This is a genomic window from Paraglaciecola sp. T6c (genome assembly GCF_000014225.1).
Classification (GTDB): Bacteria; Pseudomonadota; Gammaproteobacteria; order Enterobacterales; family Alteromonadaceae; genus Paraglaciecola; species Paraglaciecola atlantica_A.
In genome coordinates this window covers 4,385,349-4,406,668 of the sequence record NC_008228.1, presented here as the reverse complement: position 1 = coordinate 4,406,668, position 21,320 = coordinate 4,385,349, and the positions used below count along the sequence as shown (strand labels likewise).

The 21,320-nt window shown below is 44.8% G+C and carries 15 protein-coding genes; 5 read left to right on the top strand and 10 right to left on the bottom strand.

Annotated elements, in window-relative coordinates:
• Positions 1-10: 10 nt before the first annotated feature.
• Complete coding sequence (locus PATL_RS18720; RefSeq protein ID WP_011576379.1) at positions 11-421, bottom strand: hypothetical protein; 411 nt, start codon at positions 419-421, stop codon at positions 11-13.
• A gap of 194 nt (positions 422-615) precedes the next feature.
• Between PATL_RS18720 and PATL_RS18715 the strand changes: the two genes are divergently transcribed.
• Positions 616-1,593, top strand: coding sequence for a cation diffusion facilitator family transporter (locus tag PATL_RS18715; protein WP_041714606.1), 978 nt, complete (start codon positions 616-618; stop codon positions 1,591-1,593).
• Between the two features lie 138 nt (positions 1,594-1,731).
• Here PATL_RS18715 and PATL_RS18710 read toward each other — a convergent pair whose 3' ends face one another.
• Together PATL_RS18710 and PATL_RS18705 are read right to left on the bottom strand one after the other, a co-directional pair.
• Positions 1,732-3,978 (bottom strand): alginate lyase family protein, encoded by a 2,247-nt coding sequence (locus PATL_RS18710; protein ID WP_011576377.1) that lies wholly within the window; start codon positions 3,976-3,978, stop codon positions 1,732-1,734.
• Positions 3,979-4,254: 276 nt separating this feature from the next.
• On the bottom strand, positions 4,255-7,293 hold the full coding sequence (locus PATL_RS18705; RefSeq protein WP_011576376.1) for a TonB-dependent receptor: 3,039 nt from the start codon (positions 7,291-7,293) through the stop codon (positions 4,255-4,257).
• A 666-nt stretch (positions 7,294-7,959) separates the two neighbouring features.
• Between PATL_RS18705 and PATL_RS18700 the strand changes: the two genes are divergently transcribed.
• The 4 genes from PATL_RS18700 (at position 7,960) to PATL_RS18685 (ending at position 13,265) form a co-directional block, all read left to right on the top strand.
• On the top strand, positions 7,960-9,417 hold the full coding sequence (locus PATL_RS18700; RefSeq protein WP_011576375.1) for a mannitol dehydrogenase family protein: 1,458 nt from the start codon (positions 7,960-7,962) through the stop codon (positions 9,415-9,417).
• A 42-nt stretch (positions 9,418-9,459) separates the two neighbouring features.
• Positions 9,460-10,659: a mannonate dehydratase gene (uxuA, locus tag PATL_RS18695; protein ID WP_011576374.1), complete on the top strand. Its 1,200-nt coding sequence runs from the start codon at positions 9,460-9,462 to the stop codon at positions 10,657-10,659.
• Between the two features lie 144 nt (positions 10,660-10,803).
• Entirely contained in the window at positions 10,804-12,036 is a 1,233-nt protein-coding gene (locus tag PATL_RS18690) for an Nramp family divalent metal transporter (protein WP_232283254.1), read from the top strand.
• A gap of 152 nt (positions 12,037-12,188) precedes the next feature.
• On the top strand, positions 12,189-13,265 hold the full coding sequence (locus PATL_RS18685; protein ID WP_041714070.1) for a class I mannose-6-phosphate isomerase: 1,077 nt from the start codon (positions 12,189-12,191) through the stop codon (positions 13,263-13,265).
• Positions 13,266-13,435: 170 nt separating this feature from the next.
• Here PATL_RS18685 and PATL_RS18680 read toward each other — a convergent pair whose 3' ends face one another.
• From PATL_RS18680 to PATL_RS18650, 7 genes are all read right to left on the bottom strand, one after another.
• Positions 13,436-14,509, bottom strand: a complete 1,074-nt coding sequence (locus PATL_RS18680) for a polysaccharide lyase family 7 protein (protein ID WP_011576371.1) — start codon at positions 14,507-14,509, stop codon at positions 13,436-13,438.
• Positions 14,510-14,580: 71 nt separating this feature from the next.
• Positions 14,581-15,069 carry a gluconokinase gene (locus PATL_RS18675; protein ID WP_011576370.1) on the bottom strand — a complete coding sequence of 163 codons (489 nt, stop codon included), beginning with the start codon at positions 15,067-15,069 and terminating at the stop codon, positions 14,581-14,583.
• Positions 15,070-15,091: 22 nt separating this feature from the next.
• Positions 15,092-16,330, bottom strand: coding sequence for an Nramp family divalent metal transporter (locus tag PATL_RS18670; protein ID WP_011576369.1), 1,239 nt, complete (start codon positions 16,328-16,330; stop codon positions 15,092-15,094).
• A 101-nt stretch (positions 16,331-16,431) separates the two neighbouring features.
• On the bottom strand, positions 16,432-16,866 hold the full coding sequence (locus PATL_RS18665) for an RbsD/FucU domain-containing protein (RefSeq protein ID WP_011576368.1): 435 nt from the start codon (positions 16,864-16,866) through the stop codon (positions 16,432-16,434).
• 33 nt (positions 16,867-16,899) lie between these two features.
• Positions 16,900-17,661, bottom strand: a complete 762-nt coding sequence (locus tag PATL_RS18660) for an SDR family NAD(P)-dependent oxidoreductase (protein ID WP_011576367.1) — start codon at positions 17,659-17,661, stop codon at positions 16,900-16,902.
• A 133-nt stretch (positions 17,662-17,794) separates the two neighbouring features.
• Positions 17,795-20,065, bottom strand: coding sequence for a polysaccharide lyase 6 family protein (locus tag PATL_RS18655; protein ID WP_011576366.1), 2,271 nt, complete (start codon positions 20,063-20,065; stop codon positions 17,795-17,797).
• Positions 20,066-20,148: 83 nt separating this feature from the next.
• Entirely contained in the window at positions 20,149-21,276 is a 1,128-nt protein-coding gene (locus PATL_RS18650) for a polysaccharide lyase family 7 protein (protein ID WP_011576365.1), read from the bottom strand.
• Positions 21,277-21,320: the final 44 nt, after the last annotated feature.

Genomic DNA, 21,320 nt, shown 5'->3' with positions numbered 1-21,320 from the left:
ATATGAGTGTTTATCGACTTTCGAAATTTGCTAGCTTTTCGCGGTACGGCGTGCACCCTTCATAAGCTTCTTTATAATGCCACTGCTCAATGATTTTTTTCTTATCTGTGATGACGGTTAACGCACACTCAACATTGACTTGTGAAGGCTGCATCATGTCTTTGGCGATAAGGGGATCTTGGCCTTCTAAACCGTTTGCTTGCTCTGTCTCGGTCACTAAACCAATGTGATTACGTTCAATGTGAAAGGTATGAATGATTTTATTATCAATCAATTCTATATCATCAGGGAAACCAATCACGCTAAAAAGCTGATTAACAGGCTGCCCCTTGAGTGGCGTTAAGCCATCTTCCAACGGCATCAATGTGGCGCATCCAAATAATGCCAGAGGAGCAAGTATTAAGGAAAAGTAGTGTTTCATAAAGCGGCGTATTCTCAATGGATAAAGGCTGTTTAAAAGACAGAGTTTGCACGCTCAAGTTCAATTTATGCAAGCGTGCTAGCGCAATAAAGTTAAACATTTACACTTTGCATACTTTGCTAGAGGAAATGAAAGACAATGAGATTTGTGATAGTTATATCGTAACGTTAGAAATTGGATCCATCACTCAGATCATGACTCAAGTAAAAGAATCACAGCACGCGCATACTCATTCTGAGCAAGGACATCCAGAACATGGGCATGCTCACCATGGACACTCTCATCACGGTCACTCTCATCACGGACACCATCACTTCGACCCTTCATCAGATCGTATTGGCTGGGCATTTTTGCTCAATGTCACCTTTACTATTATTGAGTTCATTGGCGGCTGGTTAACCAACAGTACCGCGATCATGGCGGATGCCGTACATGATTTAGGCGATAGTCTGTCCATTGGCACCGCTTGGTTTTTACAGCGCGCGGGCAATAAACAAGCGACAGCTCGATTTTCCTACGGCTTTAAGCGACTGTCATTGTTGGCTGCCATGCTTAACGGCGTGGTACTGGTGTGCGGGTCGATATGGGTACTGATTGAAAGCATACCGCGCTTGTTTGCCCCAGAAATGCCCCACACTGAGGGAATGTTTTTACTTGCCTTACTAGGCGTTGGCGTAAATGGGTTTGCTGCTTACAAATTAAGTGCAGGAAATACGCTGAATGAGCGCGTGCTAAATTGGCACTTAATTGAAGATGTTATGGGTTGGGTAGCGGTGCTGATAGTGTCAGTGGTGTTGATGTTTGTTAATTTGCCCATTCTGGATCCGTTGCTTTCTATCGCGTTTACCTTATTCATTTTGTATAACGTGGTGCGCAACATTAACCTGACCCTTGGGCTATTTTTACAAGGCGCACCCGATGAACAGGTTCAACTGCAAATTAAACAAAGATTACAACAAATAGCGTTTGTTGACGGTATACACCATCTACATTTTTGGTCATTAGACGGTGAACAGCACGTGTTAACTGCGCATCTGGTGTTGAAGCAATTACTGCAGCCTGAGCAACTCGTGGCGATTAAGTGTGAAGTGGCAGAGTGCTTAAGCGAATACAAGCTTTCCCATACCACTATTGAATTTGAGTTTCCTGAGGAAGCATGCCGAGATGACTAATCTTGCTTAATCATTAATACATTCGCTGTGCTCGGCCAATAAAAGAAAAAGGGTGATTGCCTGTTAGTGGTAATCACCCTTTTTTGACTGTTGGCTCGTTAAAAAACAAAAACTAGCTCATCAGACGCAGGTATATAATTAAGACCCTGCATAGAAATAGGGGCCAGTCCAGCTGAATACCTTACCGTTCACCTTAAGTTTGTGTTGTTTGCTTTTCGTGGCGTCTTTGTTCGCTAGAATAAATACGCTTTTAACGCCTTTAAGGCTTTCAATCGATACAGCGGTATATGCGTCATCATCATGCACCACGCTCAGCTCGGCAATACTACTGTCAGAGTTAACCGACAACTCAGACACCGGGCTATAGCTGCCATGGGGTTCAACAACTGAAGCAAAAGTGGTATTGCCGCTGTCTTTCCTGCGCAGCATGAATGCGGCATCTCTACGTAAATTGAAATCCGGATCATTCGCTCCTAACCGAGTCAGTAACAACTCGTCAGACTCCTCTGTGGCTGAGGTCAAAGTGTAGTATTTACCATCACCTAACCAAGAAAACTGCGTAGTGCTTGAAGATGGTTTACCTTTTCCCTCTAAATACAGATGTTGATAACCATTTTGGTCACCTAATGGGTTTAAGGAGGTAGGCGAGTCATACTCAAAATTGTCGCTCAATACCTGACCCATATAATAAAATGGTAGGTCGTACTGGTTTTTGCTATCAGATTTAACCTTCATAATATCCAGTAGAAACGGCTTTTCTAAACCCTCATTTTTAATAATGGCCATAGTACGGTGCATCTTTGTACCTGGATAAGCGTTACTCTCTGTTGCACTAACAACTTGTACATCATCCTTTGTATCATCATAAAAATAGAGATCAGAGTGATGCTCACTGGCAATTTCGTATTTACCACTGAAATGCATTTTTTCGTTTATCGACAAGGTGTTGTGAGCAATGGTTGTTTTAGCCCAGGTTTTATTTTCTTTTAAATAGTTACCGCCACCTTTCTGACCTATGTTAACAAAGCGCGCTAGGCCATAATCTTGCAGCACTTCATCGCCACTTTCATAAAGGGAAAACGAAAGTTTGTCATAATGACCGTGACTAAGCCCTTGTGCGGCATATTTGAATACTAAGGTAAGCTCTTCATTGCCATAGCGTAATACACTCACGCCTCCTTGATCACCTTCTTGGCCGTCACTGAGGTTAATAGAATTTTTCACAAACGGTTGGGCTTTTCCATCTCGAATCCCCATGGCGACGGCCAAACCAGACTGGTCTAGCAGTACTTGGTTTTGCTTTTCAGCAATACTTAATAATTGCGGATTTTGTTCACCGTATTGATAGGCAATATCAACTGCTGTTACCAAAGCTGGAGTGTAGTAAGACATGCCTTTTTGGCCGTCATTAAGCGGGAAGAACTCGCCATCAGCGTCGGTTAAATTTAGCAATGCGTCGACACCTTTAAGCAGCACGTTATCTTTGTGGGAAAACACCTTCATTTCAGGTTTAACATGATTCATGGCTAAACCGAAAATGAGGAAAGGATACATGGCGTAGCGCTGATAATAGGGGCCTTCGGTATAATAACCGTCGGGTGAAAAGGGGTCCTCCAAATTCGCTAAGAAACCGGCTTTCTGACCAGCCACTTTAATAAAGCCGCCGTCATTATCACGGCCACCCAACTCAAGGCCGTCGTCTTCGATGCCGTATAGCGCTCTGTCTAGTAGTTCTTCATCGTCCATCACAAGAGCGATCATACCTACTGCTGCGTTTCCCCACGTGCTGTGGTTGTGTACTCGGTTGTAAAATTGCGGATTCTCAACCGAGATGAAATCTGCGAAGGGGCGAAAAAGATTGTTTTCGAGTTTGTCTCGTTCTTGTGCTGAAAGGGTATCGTAAATGGCATCATAAGCTTGAGCCATATACACCAGCCAGTTACTGTCATTCAGACATTGCCAAAATAGCTTGCCGCGAGCGTAAGAGCGTTCTTGTGGATGAACAGGCAAATCTATATACATAGCTTCGTATTGAAATAACATGTCACGAATATATTTCGCGTATTTATCGTCCTGCAATATTTGATACAGCGCGCCGGCTTTCTGCGCCGTTAGAAAGTTGAGCTTGTGTCTTTGATGAGTGTAACCACCGGAAAAGTCTTTTGGGATGGGGGTGTCTATGCCTAACGCAATTTCAGCGTCCACTTCATTCTTTACACTTTGTACTGAGGCATCAAATAAAGGCACATTGCCTAAGTTCTGTCTGACTTTTTCAATACCAGATTTGGTCATAATCAGATTTGGATGCTCCTGCGCCTGCAATGCCAAAGGCGCATTGAGTGCAGCTGCCACTAACAGTAGGGCAGTCATTTTCATTTTTTTCATCGCTATTTTCTCCGATTAAGTACACGTTATAGAAGGAGTAATGGTTTAATTCAGCGGATTAACGGATGCATATCCGAGCAGGTTAGTGTGTGGTAGTCGGTACGTATTTATGTACTTTCTTCACAACGGGATGCTTTATTGTGCAACTGCAAGATCTGAAAAAACTATATTAAATAGTTGAGTCGTAAATAACAGCTAACCCCAGCACTGCGCTGGGGTTGGCTTTTACTTTTACTTGCGTATCACTGTGTCTGTTTGAGCTCTCGCTCTAACAATTTAGAAGCGATAACTTGCACCAAAGGTAATCCGACGGTCTGTTATACCCTGAGCACACAGTAAAGCATCTTCGTTCACGCAAGACTGAGTAATATCAGACTCGGTCAAGTTGACGGCTTCAACACCCAAGTTTAACTGATCGTTCACATCATAACTGATACTGGCATTAAGCTGTCCTCTGTCATGTGTTACAACTGGGAAACCTAACGTTGAGTTCAAGCTCGCACCCGCTGCGGTATCCTCGGTGCGGAATGCTTCACGCCATGTATAGCGCACGCGAGCTGATAAACCATACTTTTCATAATACAAAGTAAAGTTGTAGGCATTCTCGGAAAAGTCGAGTAAGCCTCGCTCGGACGTCACTTTTACAAATTGACTGTCATCGTAAACACCGTTTATTGCATTGAATACATCAGTACCGCGGGTGGCTGAGGTGTAGAAAGCTGAACCGCCGTCAAATTCTTGCACAGTGTAGTTAGCTAGAATACCGAAGCCTGACGCCCAACCTAGATCATCCTCAAAGCTAGAAAGGTCATACTGAAATGCCATTTCTACACCTGATTGAGTGGTTGTAGCTGAGTCATTAAAGAACGTTTCAACGTCAACACACAAGCCTGTTGTGTTTGGGTCACCTAACACGTTTGGTTGAACAGCAGGGTTGTAGATACCGCCACCTGAACAAGCAGGGTTGCTATCTCGTAACCCGTTAGCATCAAGGGTTGCACTTTCTAAGTTAGTCACAAATAAGTTGGTACGATCTTTCTTGAAATAACCGATGCTGACAACCGCAGCTTCAGCAAAATACCATTCAGCTGACAAGTCAAAAGAGGTTACTTCTTCTGGTTCAAGCCCTGCATTACCAATTTCAACAGACTGGTTCTCGTTGGTGCCAAACGATACAGATGTGTTTAAGTCACCGAAGTTAGGACGCAAAATATCTTTACCCCAACCAAGACGCAACACAACGTCTTCGGCAACATCTGCAACAAGGTTTAAACGAGGGAGTGTATAACTATAATCGCCTTTGTTTGTTACTGCAGAGACAACACCATTTATCTCAGTGTTACCTATAGATTCAATATCTGTTTCTATATGGCGAACCCCGATGTTACCGCGGAGCATTTCGTACTCAAAGTTAGCTTGTGCATACAAAGCATGAGTTTTCTCTTCGATGCTAAAAATCTCAGAAGAATCAGGTACTAAGTTTGCTAAATCTTGATTACCGCCGTGGGCAATAATAGCCGACTCCAGTATCTCCAAAGTTCCATCTCGATCACTGAAAGCACGGTCTGGGTCGACAATCAAGAAATTACGAAAAGCTAATTCTCTACCATCAGCATCCCCAAAATGATCCGGGCCTTCAACTAATAACTCTGAGAACAATGAGCCATTAGGGCTATCTACTAACTTACTGAATCCTCCAATACGGTCTGAAATGCTGACTGCGCTGTGTTCAGTTTTATTGTAGCGATAACCAAAATCTACAGAAGTAACAATGGAATCATCTATGAAATAAGTAAAATCGGTGCGAAAGGCATCTTCTGAGTTTTCAGTTGTACTGCGCGTCAAATCGACCTGATCAAGCACTACGTTGTTAGGATTTAATAAATCGGCTACGGTGGGTGCAAATGGTGAAGCGAAATCTATGCCAAACGCCAATGAATCACCGGTTAGATCATAAATAAATGGCACACTATTGTCGTTGCTGGTGTCAGCGGTTGGGTTACCGTCTTCATCGAGATTGTCCAGCGGTGTAAGCGGATTCGGATTAATAAAGTTCAACTGAGTATTAAGTGAAGGAGTTTCAGTATCAGAGCTCGCGCTTGAAAACTCAAAACTTGCGAACAAGTTTTCACCTTGCCATTCACCACCTAATCTGAATATTTCAGTGTCTGTGATCCGCGCTCCAGTATCACTGTTAAAGCGAAGATTAGGATCATCATCGTCAACACCCAAATTAGGCTGAATTGTGCCTCTCACTGCAGCTTGAATACTGCCTAAATTCACGCCATCAAGAGAGCCAAAATTAACGGTCTCAAACTCAGTTGGCAAACTATAGTTCAATACGCTGCCTACTCCAGACGCCTGTACACGTGTGCTATCTTGACGACGCTCTTGGTCAGTAATGACCGCATCGAAGAAAAATTTCATGTTGTCGTTCGGTGCAAATTCAAATGTAGTCGCGATGTTGGTCGTTTCATACTCGAAGTTTTCCAATTCTTGGTTCAAGAATTGAATACCAAGAAAATCGAACGATTGGGCTATAGGTCTATCTGCAGCTTGATCCTCTAACTCCCCGCTTCGAATAACATCCGCGTTAACATTTTCAACTAAACTGCCATCACGATCGAGGCGTGGACGAAATGAAGTCGCTTCTTGTTTGGTATAGCTACCGCTGATAACAAAACCAAATCTACCAGAGTCAAGTTCCCAGTTATCGCCATATGCACCTGAAACCCTTGGCTGCACGCCATCAGTTGTTAAGCTACTGTCTTCACCTTGCAAGCGGATAGAGCCCAAAGTCTCCGTTAATTCAAGAGGACGAATAGTACGTAGATTGATCGTGCCGCCTATAGAACCTTCGGTGGTTTTTGCTTCCGGCGCTTTGGTTATTTCAACTCCTGCAATGATCGCCGCAGACAAATCTTCAAAATTCATTCCGCTACGACCAGAACCTGAACCTACCGTTGAGGCCCCGTTAATTTCAACTCGGTTAGCATTGCTGCCTCGAATCTGCACGCCGGTACCGATACCTGCTGTTCTCGTAATTTGAATACCTGTTACGTTTTCCAGTACCTCAGCCAAGTTTTGGTCTGGTAACTTGCCGATGTCTACCGCTTCAATGACTTCGATCAGGTTATTTGTTTCACGCTTTTCTAGAAGAGCACTCGTAAGTGAACTACGTATTCCTGATACAGCGATGACTTCGACGTCTCTCTCTTCAACTGGCTGAGCTTCTTGAGCAAGTGCGGATGAAGCGAAACTTAACGAAGTAGCTGATAACACCGCTAAGGTAATTTTAGATAGTTTGTGTCCCATTTGTGTCTCCTAGTGCAGCGAATAAAGGATTGAGTGGACCCTTTCACACCACATTGTTAATTTTTAGTTTTTGCACCTTGCAACATCAAGATTACATAAGGCCTGCAAAACGCTAACAAGGTTGTTACAAAAGTATTCCATAAAAACAAATTGGTCAACCCTTAATCAGGGTGCTAAGACTAAAGTAGGTTTATTTTGGTAAGGCCAATATGATCGGCTATATATTACCTGTCATCATGGCTAGCTAAGGGTAGGGTTCTAATGCTATTTAAATCAGTGGTTTACAATATTTTCTGTAGTGAGTGTCAGTTCTTGATTTGCTCAGAGCCTAGTATAAAACTAGGCTATTTAATTTTTGGTTATATCCTATGCACTAGACTTTAGTTTTGAAATGGTCATAATGGTTTTGTTAACATTTAAGTTTTCGCTCGTCTTATTGGTAATAATGTAAAGTTCCAGTAAATTATAGTCGCAGGGTGGTGTTGGGTCGACTTTTTTACCGCTTTTTTAACTATCGATTCGTTAAGCCGTGTAAATAGGACGAATGTTACGAAAGTGATACAGAACTCTAACTGAAATGAGTCTATGAAAGAGCGGGCACTCAAACGTTCTAGTTAAGTGCTTTTTACGCCAAGACTATATTATGTAATCTGAGAATGAGAATTGATGAACATAGAACGACTAAGCATTTCTTCCATGCTAAATGTGGCCGACACCGTTCAGAAGCCTAACTATGCCCTAGGTGCTGTTTTGCCCAGTATTGTCCATTTTGGTGCAGGTAATTTTCATCGAGCTCATCAAGCCGCATATTGCGACGCACTGCTCAATCAAGGTGAAACGCGTTGGGGAATAACAGGTGTATCTCTTCGCTCAGCAAAAATGCGTGACAACCTTGCCCCCCAGAACTGTTTGTATACGCTGGCGATTTTAGGTGAAAAAGAGACTCGTTTTCGTGTCGTTGGCGCGATTCAAAATATGGCGGTGGGGCCTGAAAATCCACAAGCGCTAATTGATTTACTGGCGAGTGAACCAACCCAGTTAGTTACGACGACTATCACCGAAAAAGGCTATTACCTTAAAAACGGCGTTATTGATCTTGAAAGTACCGATATAGCCAACGATCTAGCATCGCTTACAGCACCCAAAACTACCTATGGTTATCTGGCCGCAGGCCTAATCAAAAGGGCCTCCAAGGGGGATAGCCCAATAACGCTACTATGTTGCGACAACATGAATGCTGGTGGTGAGCGCCTACGGGATGGGGTGCATATGTTACTGGCGAAGCACAGCCCAGAAACGGTGAGTTGGGTAAATGAAAATGTCGCTTTTAGCGCGTCGATGGTAGATAGAGTCACCCCAGCGACCGACGAGCTATTAAAAACTGAAGTCGCCCAAGAGCTAGGCGTTCAAGATGCCGCGCCCGTCGCCGCAGAACCCTTCACCCAGTGGATTATCGAAGATAATTTTGCAGGCGACCGCCCGCCATTTGATAAGGTGGGTGCGCTTTTTGTTGACGATATAGCGCCTTTTGAACGGGTTAAATTACGCTTTCTCAATGCGGGGCATTCCATGCTTGCAGCGCTTGGGTATTTAGTTGGGGACCGATTTATTCATGAAGCGCTAAAACGTCCAACACTTGCCCAATTCACCGAGCAAGCACTCAAACTAAATGTAATGCCTGTGACCAGCGTGCCTGATGGCCTTCAAGCTGAGCACTATATAGCCCAGGTATTTGCTCGTTTTCGAAATGGCAACCTTCCTTACGCAGCCTTGCAAGTGGGAACAGATAGCTCACAAAAAATCCAACAACGCTGGTTCCCCAGTATCGATGATGCACTCAAGCAAAGTGTTGATACCCGCTATTTAGCTTTCGCTGTTGCCGCATGGGTATGTTTTATTCATAAGGCGTTGGTAAGAGGCGACCTTAACGACCCGTTAATCGATGAGTTCACAAACTCTTCATCAACCGGTGCTTCGTCTGATGTGCTGGCATTTCTTACCTTGGCGGGGGCAAACAAGTTTAGCTTTTTCAGTGACACGGGCTTTATGGCGTCAGTACACGGATACCATGATTATATCAATGGCATGGGAGTCGAAGAAGCAATCGTGCATTGTTTTGCATAACAAACTTGAAAACCAATTTACATTACTGAACTGAGAATAATTATGCGTGAATCCTGGAGATGGTTTGGGCCGAGTGACCCCGTGACCATAAACGAAATAAGACAAACTGGCGCCACAGATGTGGTGAGTGCGCTGCATACTATTCCTACCGGTGAGGTTTGGAGCATTGAGGCTATACGCCAACATCAAGCGTTGATTGAAGAGTGCGAGCAAGGTCTAACGCCGTTAACGTGGAGTGTGGTTGAAAGTATTCCTGTTCACGAAGACATCAAATTGGCGCGACCAGGCCATGAAAAATACATAGAAAACTGGATCCTCTCTATGGAGAATCTGGCAAAGTGTGGCATTAAAACGATCTGCTACAACTTTATGCCCGTCATTGATTGGACGCGCACAGACCTTAATTTTAAGCTGCCAACAGGTGCTTATGCTTTGCGTTTTGATCAGAAAAAGTTTGCCGCTTTTGATTTGTTTATTTTACAGCGCGAAAACGCAGAAGCTGAATACAGTGCAGAAGAACTCAAAGAAGCCAAGCACGTTTTTGATGAAATGTCAGAGCAAGAAAAAAACAAACTGACCAATAACATCATTGCGGGTTTACCTGGGCGAATGACAGACAGTTATGGAATAGACGATTTTCGCGCCATGCTTGCCAATTACAAAGACGTTAGCAGTGATGTGCTGCGCAGTCACTTGTTTGCATTTCTATCTAAAGTACTGCCTCGGGCTGAAGCCATGGGCGTCAAGCTTGCCATCCATCCAGACGATCCCCCTCGAGACATGCTAGGCCTGCCACGGATCATCTGTACCGCTGATGATTTAGAGCTGCTGTTTGCGGCGCTGCCTAGTGAATCAAATGGCATTACCTTGTGCGTGGGCACTTACAGCAGTAGGCCTGATAACGATTTACCTGCAATGGCTAAACAGTTTGGCCCGCGTATCCATTTTTCACATTTGCGTGGGGTGAGTCGTGACCCAGATGAACAGCGTTCGTTTTATGAAGCCAGTCACCTTGATAGCGACATCGACATGGTGCAGGTCGTTAAAGAGTTGCTGAATGAAGAAGCGCGTCGTTCAAAAGAAAGTGCTGACAGCTTAGGCATTTTCATTCGCCCAGATCACGGCCATCAAATGATGGGAGATATTGGCAAAACCGTTAACCCTGGATATTCAGGCATAGGCCGCATGAAAGGCTTAGCTGAAGTGCGCGGCGTTATCCGTGCTTTATCAGTGCTGCAATAGCGGTTTTGTATAATTGGCGGGCTGTAAATTAACTGTCGTCCCGTCAAAAAAGACGAATTATGTCGGTCGTGGTAAAGATTAAATTCGTCTCTTTTAATCGTCCCCTAACAATAATACGAAATGGTACGAACTAATATGAGCAACATGAAGACGTTTTTTAAATCGCTACTGCCCGGCATATTTTTGTTTGGTTTCACAGTGGGCACGGGCAGCGTTACTGCCATGGCAAAAGCAGGTGCTGATTATGGCATGTCACTTTTATGGACCATCTTTATCTCCTGCGCGATCACTTACTTCCTTATTCAACTGTTTGGCAAGTTTACCCTCGTCACCGGTTTAACCGCATTGCAGTCCTTCAAAAGACATATACATCCAGCGGTCAGTATTTTCTTTATTGTGGCCCTTACCACTCAAATTTGCGGAAGCGTAATAGGCGTAATGGGTATTCTTGCTGACGTGTGTTACGAATGGTCAAAGAACTTCGTTGAAGGGGGGATTTCCCAGCTGTACTTTGCACTGTTTTTTATCGCCTTTGTGTATGTGATTTTTCTAATTGGTAAAACGGAAGTATTCGAAAAGGTACTGGCTCTGTTCGTAGGCATCATGGCGTTATGCTTTTTAATTAACTTCGCTATCCTAATGCCCCCCGCAATCGAAATACTCCAAGGGATGGTACCAAACGTACCGGATACTGCGCCCGGCAAAAGCTCATTTCTGGTTATAGCATCTATGGTGGGTACTACGGTTTTCTCAGGGCTGTTCATTCTGCGTACCATACTGGTAAAAGAGGCGGGTTGGACTTTGGCAGATCTGAAAACTCAAAATCGCGATGCGCTGTTCTCAGCTTTTTTAATGTTTATTGTAAGCACATCAATAATGGCAGCGGCAGCGGGCTCTTTGTATGTACAAGGGATTACCTTGGTTCATGTTACCCAAATGATAAATCTACTAGAGCCTTTGGCGGGCTCTGCAGCGGTGGCTATTTTCACTATCGGGCTGATTGCCGCTGGCGTATCGTCGCAGTTTCCTAATGTGGCTTTACTGCCTTGGTTGTTAGATGATTTTCATGAGCGTAAGCCAGACTTAAAAAGACCAAGCTATCGCATTATGGCGCTTGTGATCTCTTGCTTGGGATTAATTGTGCCGATTTTTAATGCTAAGCCCATTGCGGTAATGGTCAGCTCTCAAGCATTTGGCGCCTTAGTGTTACCGGCGACAGTGGGCTGTATTTTTTACATCGGCAATAAGAAAGCGTTAATGGGCAAACATCAGTTTTCCACTATAACCAATGTTTTCTTATCGCTGATCTTTGTCTTTGCGTTGGTCATGAGTTACATGAGCTACAACGGCATTCTTTCTACCCTGCAAGCGATGTAAATTCACAACGCTCTGGACGCCTCTTGACTGTGTTAATTGAGTAACAGCACTCACTTAAAGGCTTTATTCTGTTGTTATTAGAGCTGTATTTTTCGAATTTTCGGCTGATGAGGTCAACTCTCATTTCCGATACTAGTCATGGAAATAATCTTATGAGTCAGATTTTTAAATTCAATGCCAATCGTGTGTGGCGTACCTATCAAGGCGGTAAGCTGCTAGATACTATCGAAGGAAAAGAGCCCCCCGAAGATTCTAGCTTTCCAGAAGACTGGATTGGCTCCACGGTTGAAGCGCGAAACGTCGGCCGCGAGCACATTTCTGAAGGGCTAGCCATGGTCACTGGTGACGACGGGCAGACGGTGCCTTTTCGAGATTTACTGACCCAAAACAAGGACTATTTTTTGGGTAAAACGGGTGACACTGAGCGTACGCTTGAGGATATTCCGCTGGTTAAGTACCTCGATAGCGCCACGCGATTGCATTTTCAGGCGCATCCCACACGGCAATTTGCCCAAGAGCGTTTGGGTTTACCAAGAGGCAAAACAGAGGCTTACGTTATTCTACAAACCCGCGAAGATGTCAGTGAGCCTTATATTTACGCGGGCTTTCAGCGGCCGCCTAGTCGCGCTCAGTTAAAAGAGTGGATAGAAAACCAAGATATTAAATCAATTGAAAGCTGTTTCGATCCCATTCCCGTCAAGCCGGGGGATGTGTTTTTGCTTCCCGGAGGCCGCCCCCATGCGCTGGGCGAGGGCATTCTGATGTTGGAGATAATGGAGCCTTCTGATCTGGCGGTCAGATTTGAGTTTGAGCGCTGCGGATATGTTATCCCCGAGCAAGCGAGGTTCATGGATCGGGGAATTGAGACCGCATTAGATGTGTTTGATTTTAGCCCAGTACCAGCTGAGCAAGTTGATGCTGAATTTCGTTGTCACCCCAAGGTGCTTAGCACTGATGAGCAAGGTAATACGTTAGAAGAGCTGATCGGTGCTAAGGATACCTCTTGTTTTACCGTTAGGCGTGCCACCGTGAAAAGTACGTTCAAGCGCAATGAAGAGGCCTTTTTCTATGGCGTGGTAACACAAGGCGCGGGTACATTGCGTATTGGTGATGACGTAACAAAGTTAAAACAGTGGGAGCGCTTTTTCTGCCCTGCGGGAGTGACGGAGTTTGAGTACGAATCGGCATCAGGTTTGTCGATTTTAGAGTGCTATCCCGGTAACACATAGCCTGCTAACGCTTAGATTCGTCGCATTTCACTAGAAAATAGCTAGCAAGCGCTGCTTGTTTAGCTCGCTTATAGTTATAGTGTTATCACAACGCAAAAAGCCATCAAACTAGCGTACTTAATAACGGCTGATTTGATGGCTTTTTTGCTGTTTGATTTCTCTGTGCTCCTTTATTTTTGCGGTTCTTTAGCAGGTCCAACTATTAAACGCGAGAATGTCACTTGAGCATAGTCGCCATTTTTCTTATCTGTTTGCCAATCACCTGTGCCTAAACATGCTGGGTACCACATCCCTGGGTCGTCTTTAATACTGCACTGATCGTATGCTCCGGCCTTGAAGAAATTCGCATCACCAGAGTAACCGTTCGGGTGGTCAAGCTTATCTACTTGCCCATTGGCATCGATGTTATTAGCTAGGTTTATCTCAAATTCCTTTGTACCAAGGCGCTCACTAGTGAACGTTAAATACATGGTATTGTGATATACGTTCACTTCATAACTGAAGGATTCATCAAGGGCGATACCTTGCTCACCTGGGTCTGTTGGTTCATCCCACGGGGTGCCCCATACCGAATAGCTTATATCTTGGCGGTCTGGGTTTTCTTTGGCGAGATTACGCTCGTAATTCCAAAAAACCGAACCGTACTTATGTTCTGGCCATTTTTTATAGTAGATTTTCAACGGCTCGTTGCCATAACCATAGCCCTCACCTTCAGCGACTCTTTCTTTGTCCTTGGTGGCATGAATCTGGCCCACAACAACAGAGAACGCAGGTGGCTTATTCGGGTACTTAGCGCGTTTCGCCACATGATTCACTGCAAGGCTAGCTTGTAAGTTACCGCCTATTTGACCGTACAGCTGTGCGTCTTTGTTATTTTGCAAAGCAAAGTTATCCGCGAATTTATCACTCTTGGCATCCATGTCAGCAACGACTTGATGTAACTCACTGCGAGTGTTGCTGGAGTTGGGTGTAGTAAAAGCTTTGTTCGGCACGGCGAAAACCATATTGCCGTCACCATTAAGGTAAAAGAAGTCAGGATGCTGGAAGGTTTGTATTTTCGCTGCGCTTATCCCGTCGACTTTCCCGTCATGGTTGTTATCCGTGGGGATGGTAATTGTCCAATGGGTTAGATCAAATTTGTCAGCGGGCACTACTGGCGTTTTTGCACTTTCGTTATTGGTCGTATTACACCCAGCCAGTGTTAGCAGGCTCAAGGCTATCACGCCTATCGTTTTAGTCTTCATAATGGGTACTCCTTTAATTTCTGATTCAACTTAGCGTTTACAGCCTACTTGCTGCGTCCTCAAAACAGGACTTAAGAGTCAGCTAAGCGTGCCACGATTGATTGCACTATATTTTCTGGTGGGGCTTGTATGTCCACTACAGACACATCATTGGGTAGCTCTAATGTAGTGAGCTGCGATTCGAGTAATTTAGGATCGAAAAAATGCCCTTTACGCGCGCCTAAGCGCTCAGTAAGTAGGGCTTTTGAGCCATGTAGGATAATCCACTCGATAGGGCCGGCGCATTTTGCCGCCAGTGTTTCTCGGTATGCCGCTTTTAATGCAGAGCAAGCAAGTACGGCCCCTTTTTTATGCTCCCAATTAGCTAACTGAGTGGCAAGGTCCTCAAGCCATGGTTGCCGGTCCTCGTCATTTAACGGCCTGCCACTTTGCATTTTTTGTACATTAGCCTCAGGGTGAAAGTCATCGGCGTCATAAAAGGGGAGTGCTAGGGCGTCAGCTAGCATCTTACCTATGGTTGACTTCCCTGTTCCTGAAACGCCGCAAACAATTACAATCATGATGTACCCTTATTCTTCTTCATTATTCTAATAAGCCAAGAATACCGTTAAATGAAATCAAAATTGAAAACATAAACGCTAAGCCTAATACGATGTTGAGTAAGTATCCCGCGGCATGCTCACCCATCATCTTCTTCTTATTGATCATTAAAATGATCCCTAGAATAACCAATGGCAGAACAAATACATTAAAGACTTGGGTTAATAACTGTCCTTTAACAGGGTTAAAACCGAATACTGGGATCGTGAGGGCAAATAACGCAGCGAGACCTGTGATAATACGAAACTGCGTAGATTGTGTGTCTAATTTACCCGAGCGGTAATCTTCAATTAACAGTGGGGCAATCAACATACAAGGGAACACTGACGACAAACCCGCTGCGAGCGTACCGAAAAAGAATACCGTCAGGGCAAATTTACCTGCTATGGGTTCAAGGGCATTCACCATATCCAGCACGTCGGTCACTGGTTTTCCTTCATGAAACAAGGCCCCTGCGGCGACGGCCATAACTGAGCCGCTAATAATAAACACCAGTACTGCGGCAACAATCGCATCTTTCTTTTGTTGTGCTCTGTCAGCAATACCCCAGCCCTTGCCTTGAATAAATAAAGGTCTAGACAAAAACGTCGCCGAGGCCATGGTGGTTCCTACAAATGCAGCCACCATCATTTTTCCGCCGACGACATCAGGTATAACGGGGATAAGTCCGCGTACGACTTCTGCGGGCATGGGGTGCACAACAAACAGCGACAATATGAAAGATAGCCCCATGCAAGACACAAAAATTACCAGTATCTTTTCAAATAATGAGTACTTACCTATGAGTAATATTGCATACATAATGCTGATAACGAGCACAGCAATTGTTACTACTACAGCATACTTGTGCGGAACCACAGCGGGGAAGTACAAGGCGATCATTTCAAATAAAATATTGGAGGAAATCCCTAATATACCGGTCAGGGAATTCCACTGACCAAAGGACACGCCTATGATGATGAGGATCGCAATCACCTTACCGAATTTAAGGTGTTTCTTAAAACTATAAAGCGCGGTTTCTCCTGTTACCAAGGCAAAATTACCGTAGGCGTAAATAAGCACCCCTGAAAATAAGCAGCTTAACAATAAAACCCATAACAGCTGCATGCCAAAGGTACTGCCTGCGACAATCATTGCCGTCACACTGCCAGTGCCAATGGTGTAGCCAATGGCTAAAAACGCTGGACCAAAACTCAGAATAGCTCTAATGAATGCTGACACTATTATTCCTCAAAAAATGAACGTAAATATTATTATTTGTAGGCTTTCATAGCCTGCTTTAGGTGCTTCTATTGTGCTTCGTTATTCTTTAGCGTAAACGATTAAAAACGACTCTCTTCTGCCATTTTTACGACACCGACCGTCAATATCAGGTTGGCAAATCGGCGTTGTTCACCGGTTTGAATAATCAAGGTGGTGGCTGGGGCACGGATTTTGTCGTAGAACGCCCAGCGCTCCATGGCTTCCCAAGTCACATCACCTAATAGAGCTTGGTATGCTGTGTGAATTTCGGCATTTGCCTCAGGAGGCTTTTCCATCACGATAGCCCCTTGAATCGGGCATACTTCAAGAATGCCCTCCAGTACGCTTAATGCATCTAACATTCCTGGGCGAAAGTTTAAGTGCACTAAGGTTGAGTTTGGTCCGGTCATGGCAGCCACAGGCAAATTACCATCAGCGATAACAACTTGCGCGAAGTGACCCGAGCGCCCAAGCGCCTCTAAAATAGTAGGATGTATTACTGCTGTTTTAAGCATGTGTTTACTCGTTTAAAAATGCCCATAAGGCGCTTACATGTTGTAAACGCCACCGTTAATATCCAGCGTCGCCCCTGTGATGAAGCCATCATATTCTGAGGCCAAATAGACCACAGCTCGCGCTACGTCATCGGCGTTGCCTGCTCGTTGGATAGGAATGCCGGCGATGGTTTGATCAGCCGATTCTTTAGTGGTGTGGGTATTGTGAAATGAGGTACCTAAAATCAGCCCAGGTGCGACCGCATTAACGCGCGTTCCTTGTGGTCCTAACTCCGCGCTTAGTGCGCGGGTCAGAGTTAAAATAGCCCCTTTGCTGGTGGAATAAACTAAAGAGCCGGCGTGGCCACCTTTACGACCTGCAAGAGACGCTAAATTGACGATACTGCTATTTTCATTTTTTGCTAAGTAAGGCGCAGCAGCGCGGGTCACAAACATCATGGAGGTTAGGTTTATATCCATAACTTTGTGCCAAAACTCGGCATCCATATCGTTGAGCGAGCGCCTTGCCACCAAAGAGCCCGCATTATTAATCAATATATTGATGCCCCCGAGGGCCTCTACTGTTTTTTCGATAAGGCTATTGGCTTCGGCTTCATCGGTTAAATCGCCCTTGATCGCAACGGCTTTTACCCCTTTACTCGTTGCATATTCAAGTAATTTATTAGCCGTATCACTGCTAGAAAAATAATGAATAGCCACGTTTGCACCGTTATCGATCAGGTGCTTGCTGATCGCTTCGCCGATACCTTGTGCACCTGCAGTAATAAGTACGTTTTTTCCAACAAATTTTGTCATGTCTAGTCTTCCTGAATCTATAATTTTTTGCTGCTCTTGCTCTTGCTCGCGGCGTGGGCGTGGGCAGGGGCATTAGACGAAAATGCATTCAACCTGATGCTGACTCCTGCCATTCTCTACTTAACCGGACACGCTAGTCGTAAGTCACATTTGAGCTTTCATATTCGTCATTATTTGCACGGATTTTATCGGTGTTCTTCATCTCAACATTGTCAATCACTGTGATGGGGCCGCCATTGGTCAAGAACAGTTCCAGTGGTGCGCTGTTATCCCATTTTGTTTCAGAGATATTGAGTTTTTGCACACCGTGAAAATACATAGACGCGCCTGATCTGTGTGTAGAGCCTTTGCCTACATTGGTCAGAGTGTTGTTGGTGACGCTTACCATTGGGCCAAAGGTACTTTCATCGGTACCACCGCGATATACGGTGACAACTTCTTCTTTTACATTGGTGAAGGTGTTGCCCGAAATCACAAGGTTTTCAACGCTGTACACACCTAAATCGTCGACTTCACGGTTTAATTGCAGAATGGCACCTGTAATGTTGCTAAATTCTGAATCGATGATTTCAATGGAGTCAGCAAAGGTGCCTGCGTTGGCTTTAAAGAAGTAAAAATAACCATTCACATCCAAGTCGGTCACTTTCACGTTACGCACTGACAAGTTGTAGTTAATATTCATCGAGTAGCCACTGGTGCCTATGATGGTGTTCCCTTTGTAATCAGGAGATTCAGCGCCATCAAACCACAGATTCTCAACTTCTAAGGCACCGCCATTTTCGATATTGATGAAGTTAGGCTTTTGTGAGCGAATAACCGGTTTTTTGCCTGCTTTAGCCATGATTGTCACTGGGTGGTGTACTTCGGCAAACTTGGTGAGCAGGTAATCAGCGCCGTTTTCGAGCACCAGTACGTCCCCACCTTGGCTCGTTGCCAGAGCGCTGGTCAGAGTATCTGTACCTGCTTTTACGTGGATGGTTTTACCGCTTTGAAATGCCACCAAAGCTTCATTTTTAGGATAAAAATCAGCACCTACTTCTTCTTTTGTTACTGGCAGCTTCACTTCGCCAAAACCAATTTCATCGAGTAATGCTTTATCGGGAGATTTTAAGCCATATTGGTTGGTCGTAACTGAATAAGGCGTGCTAGCAAAACCTGTTTTAATGGGGGTACTGGCTTCGTCGTTTAGGTAATTACCCTCGAAATTAATCCCTGACATATCGTCGTACAACGTAAAAGGTTCAAGATTAGACTTACCCAGTATGATGTTGCCTTTAAATTCAGAAGTACTAGGCGCAGCAGAGCGCTCGGCATCGGCACCTGCGCCGAGTTCAATGTGGTCGCTGTCGATAACAATGTTGTTGTTCATAGCCGAATCAATAACGGGATCGTAGCGGTTAGGTGGTGAGTTAGGTACGCCGTTCATGATCACTAACGCACCGCGCAAGCGTTTACCGGTTAACCCGTACATATAGTTGTTACTCACGGTTTGGCTTTCGTTAATAATGCGAATGCCGCCGGTATTGGGTTTACGGTTACCTAAAAAGTAATTGCCTTCCACCTTAGTGAAATGGCCGTGGCGCATGGTTAACGTGCCTTGGGTTTCAAAAAAGACATTTTTGATAAGTGAATTGCCGCTGGACTTATTGGAGATGATTTCATGCTCGCCGTTTGTGCGGTCAAAGTAATTGTACTGGGCTGTGGTGTTCGAGTACTCGCGAGAAAAATGACTGGTGCCGATACGCAGGGTTTCACCGCCGTTGGCGCCGAGTATTTGTCTAGGGCCAAAGTAATTGTACTCAATGATGTGATGATTTTTGCGACTGGCTTCAGAGTTCATTCGCACGGCAACTGTTACGCCGCGGTTACGTTTGTTCACTAAGGAGTTGTGGTCAAGGCGATTATGCTTGCCGTACATGGCCACCCATAAATCAGACATTTGACGTAAATCGGTGCTGAAGTTGTCAATCACGGTATTGGTCACACGTGAGTGATTTGCGACGTCTTCGTTTGATGTGCGAAACGAGATGACTTCGCCTGTTGGTGTTGCACCGTCTTTAAACACTAAGCCAGAGATCACAATATACTCCCCAGAGAACGCCAAATTAGATTGCCCTGTGATAATGACTTTGCCCGGCGTTTGCGCCTTTAACGTAATGGGTTTGTCTGGCAAACCTTTACCTTTTAGCACGAGCTCTACATCATTCCATGAGCCATTTGCGAGGACGATTTCGTCCCCTGGCTTAACGGACGATACAGCGTCATTGAACTGTTTGATGTTTTCAACTAATGCAGCGTGACTCAATTGAGAAAACGTCAGCAGTGGCAAAGCCAGCGCGAGTGCTGGTAGTCTTACAGATCGTATTAAAATAGATGATAAACGGCTTTTAGGCACTTTGGGCATGTTGCTTATACTCCTGATTTTCTTTTGTACCCCTTGCAAACGAAAAGGCATGGGAAGTAATGAGTTCAGTTCTGTTTTTATGATCACTTAAGTGCTCCTGTAGTGCCTTGAACAGGCGTTGCAGGGCTAACCTTTAATGAAGAAAATGTGACTTGGGTATAGTCACCGTTGGCTAGGTCTGTTTTCCAATCGCCAGTGCCGGAACAACCTGGGTAGCGAAAGCTAGGGTCGTTTTGCTTGGTACTGCACTGGTTATACGCTCCCGCTTTGAAATACAGCGTTTCGTCTTGGTACGCCAAAGGATAATCCGCTTCGTCGATATTGCCATTGGCGTCGATGTTATCCGCTAAGTTAATGTGTTGATGAACTGTGCCGTGTTCGGTACTGGTGAAAACCAAGTGCATGACATTTTCAACAATGTTTACTTCATAGCTGAACTCTTCACCCAGTGCGATGCCCTTGTCACCCGGGTCGCTAGGGTCATCCCAATTGCTGCCCCAAACAGGGTAAGCAATATCTATGCGGTTAGGATCGTTGGTGGCTAAGTTTCTTTCATAGGTCCAAAATACCGACCCTGTTGAGTGGTTTGGCCATTTTTTATAAGAAATTTTTAGAGGTTCATTACCCCAGCCAAATCCTGCTTTTTGCTGCTCATCATCCAATTGGAAGGCATGAACTTGGCCGATGACAACGGAATAAGCGGGCGGCTTATTTGGGTATTGCGCATTTGTGGCTACGTGGTCAACGTGTAAGGTTGCCTCTAACTTCCCGCCAATAGCGGCAAACTGCTGAGCATTTTTATGTGCCGCTAAAGCGAAGTTGTTGCCAGGAGCGCCCTCAGGAATGGACGTGTCTTCACCCCGAAGCATGTAGCGTAATTCGCTGCGCGTATTGGTTGATGTGCGCTCTGTGGCCGCTCGATTTGGTGTAGCGAACACCATATTATTTTGCTCATCAAGGTAGAAAAAATCTGGATGAGAGAATCCCTGCAAATCCGCCACATCATATATGTCAGACACTTGGTCGCCGTCCTCATCAAGCGGAACGGTGAGATACCAATGGCTTAAATCAAACGAACTGCCAGGGGCTTTTTGTGATTCTATCGAACTGGTTAGTTGAACCTGAGTAGAAGAAGTTGTGTGCGTACCACCACAACCGATTAGCGACATACACGTCAGTGATGTAGCAAGTACAACGCTTTTATTGGTCATATATTATCCCGTATTTATCGACTCGCTTTAAAATGGCCTTTGGG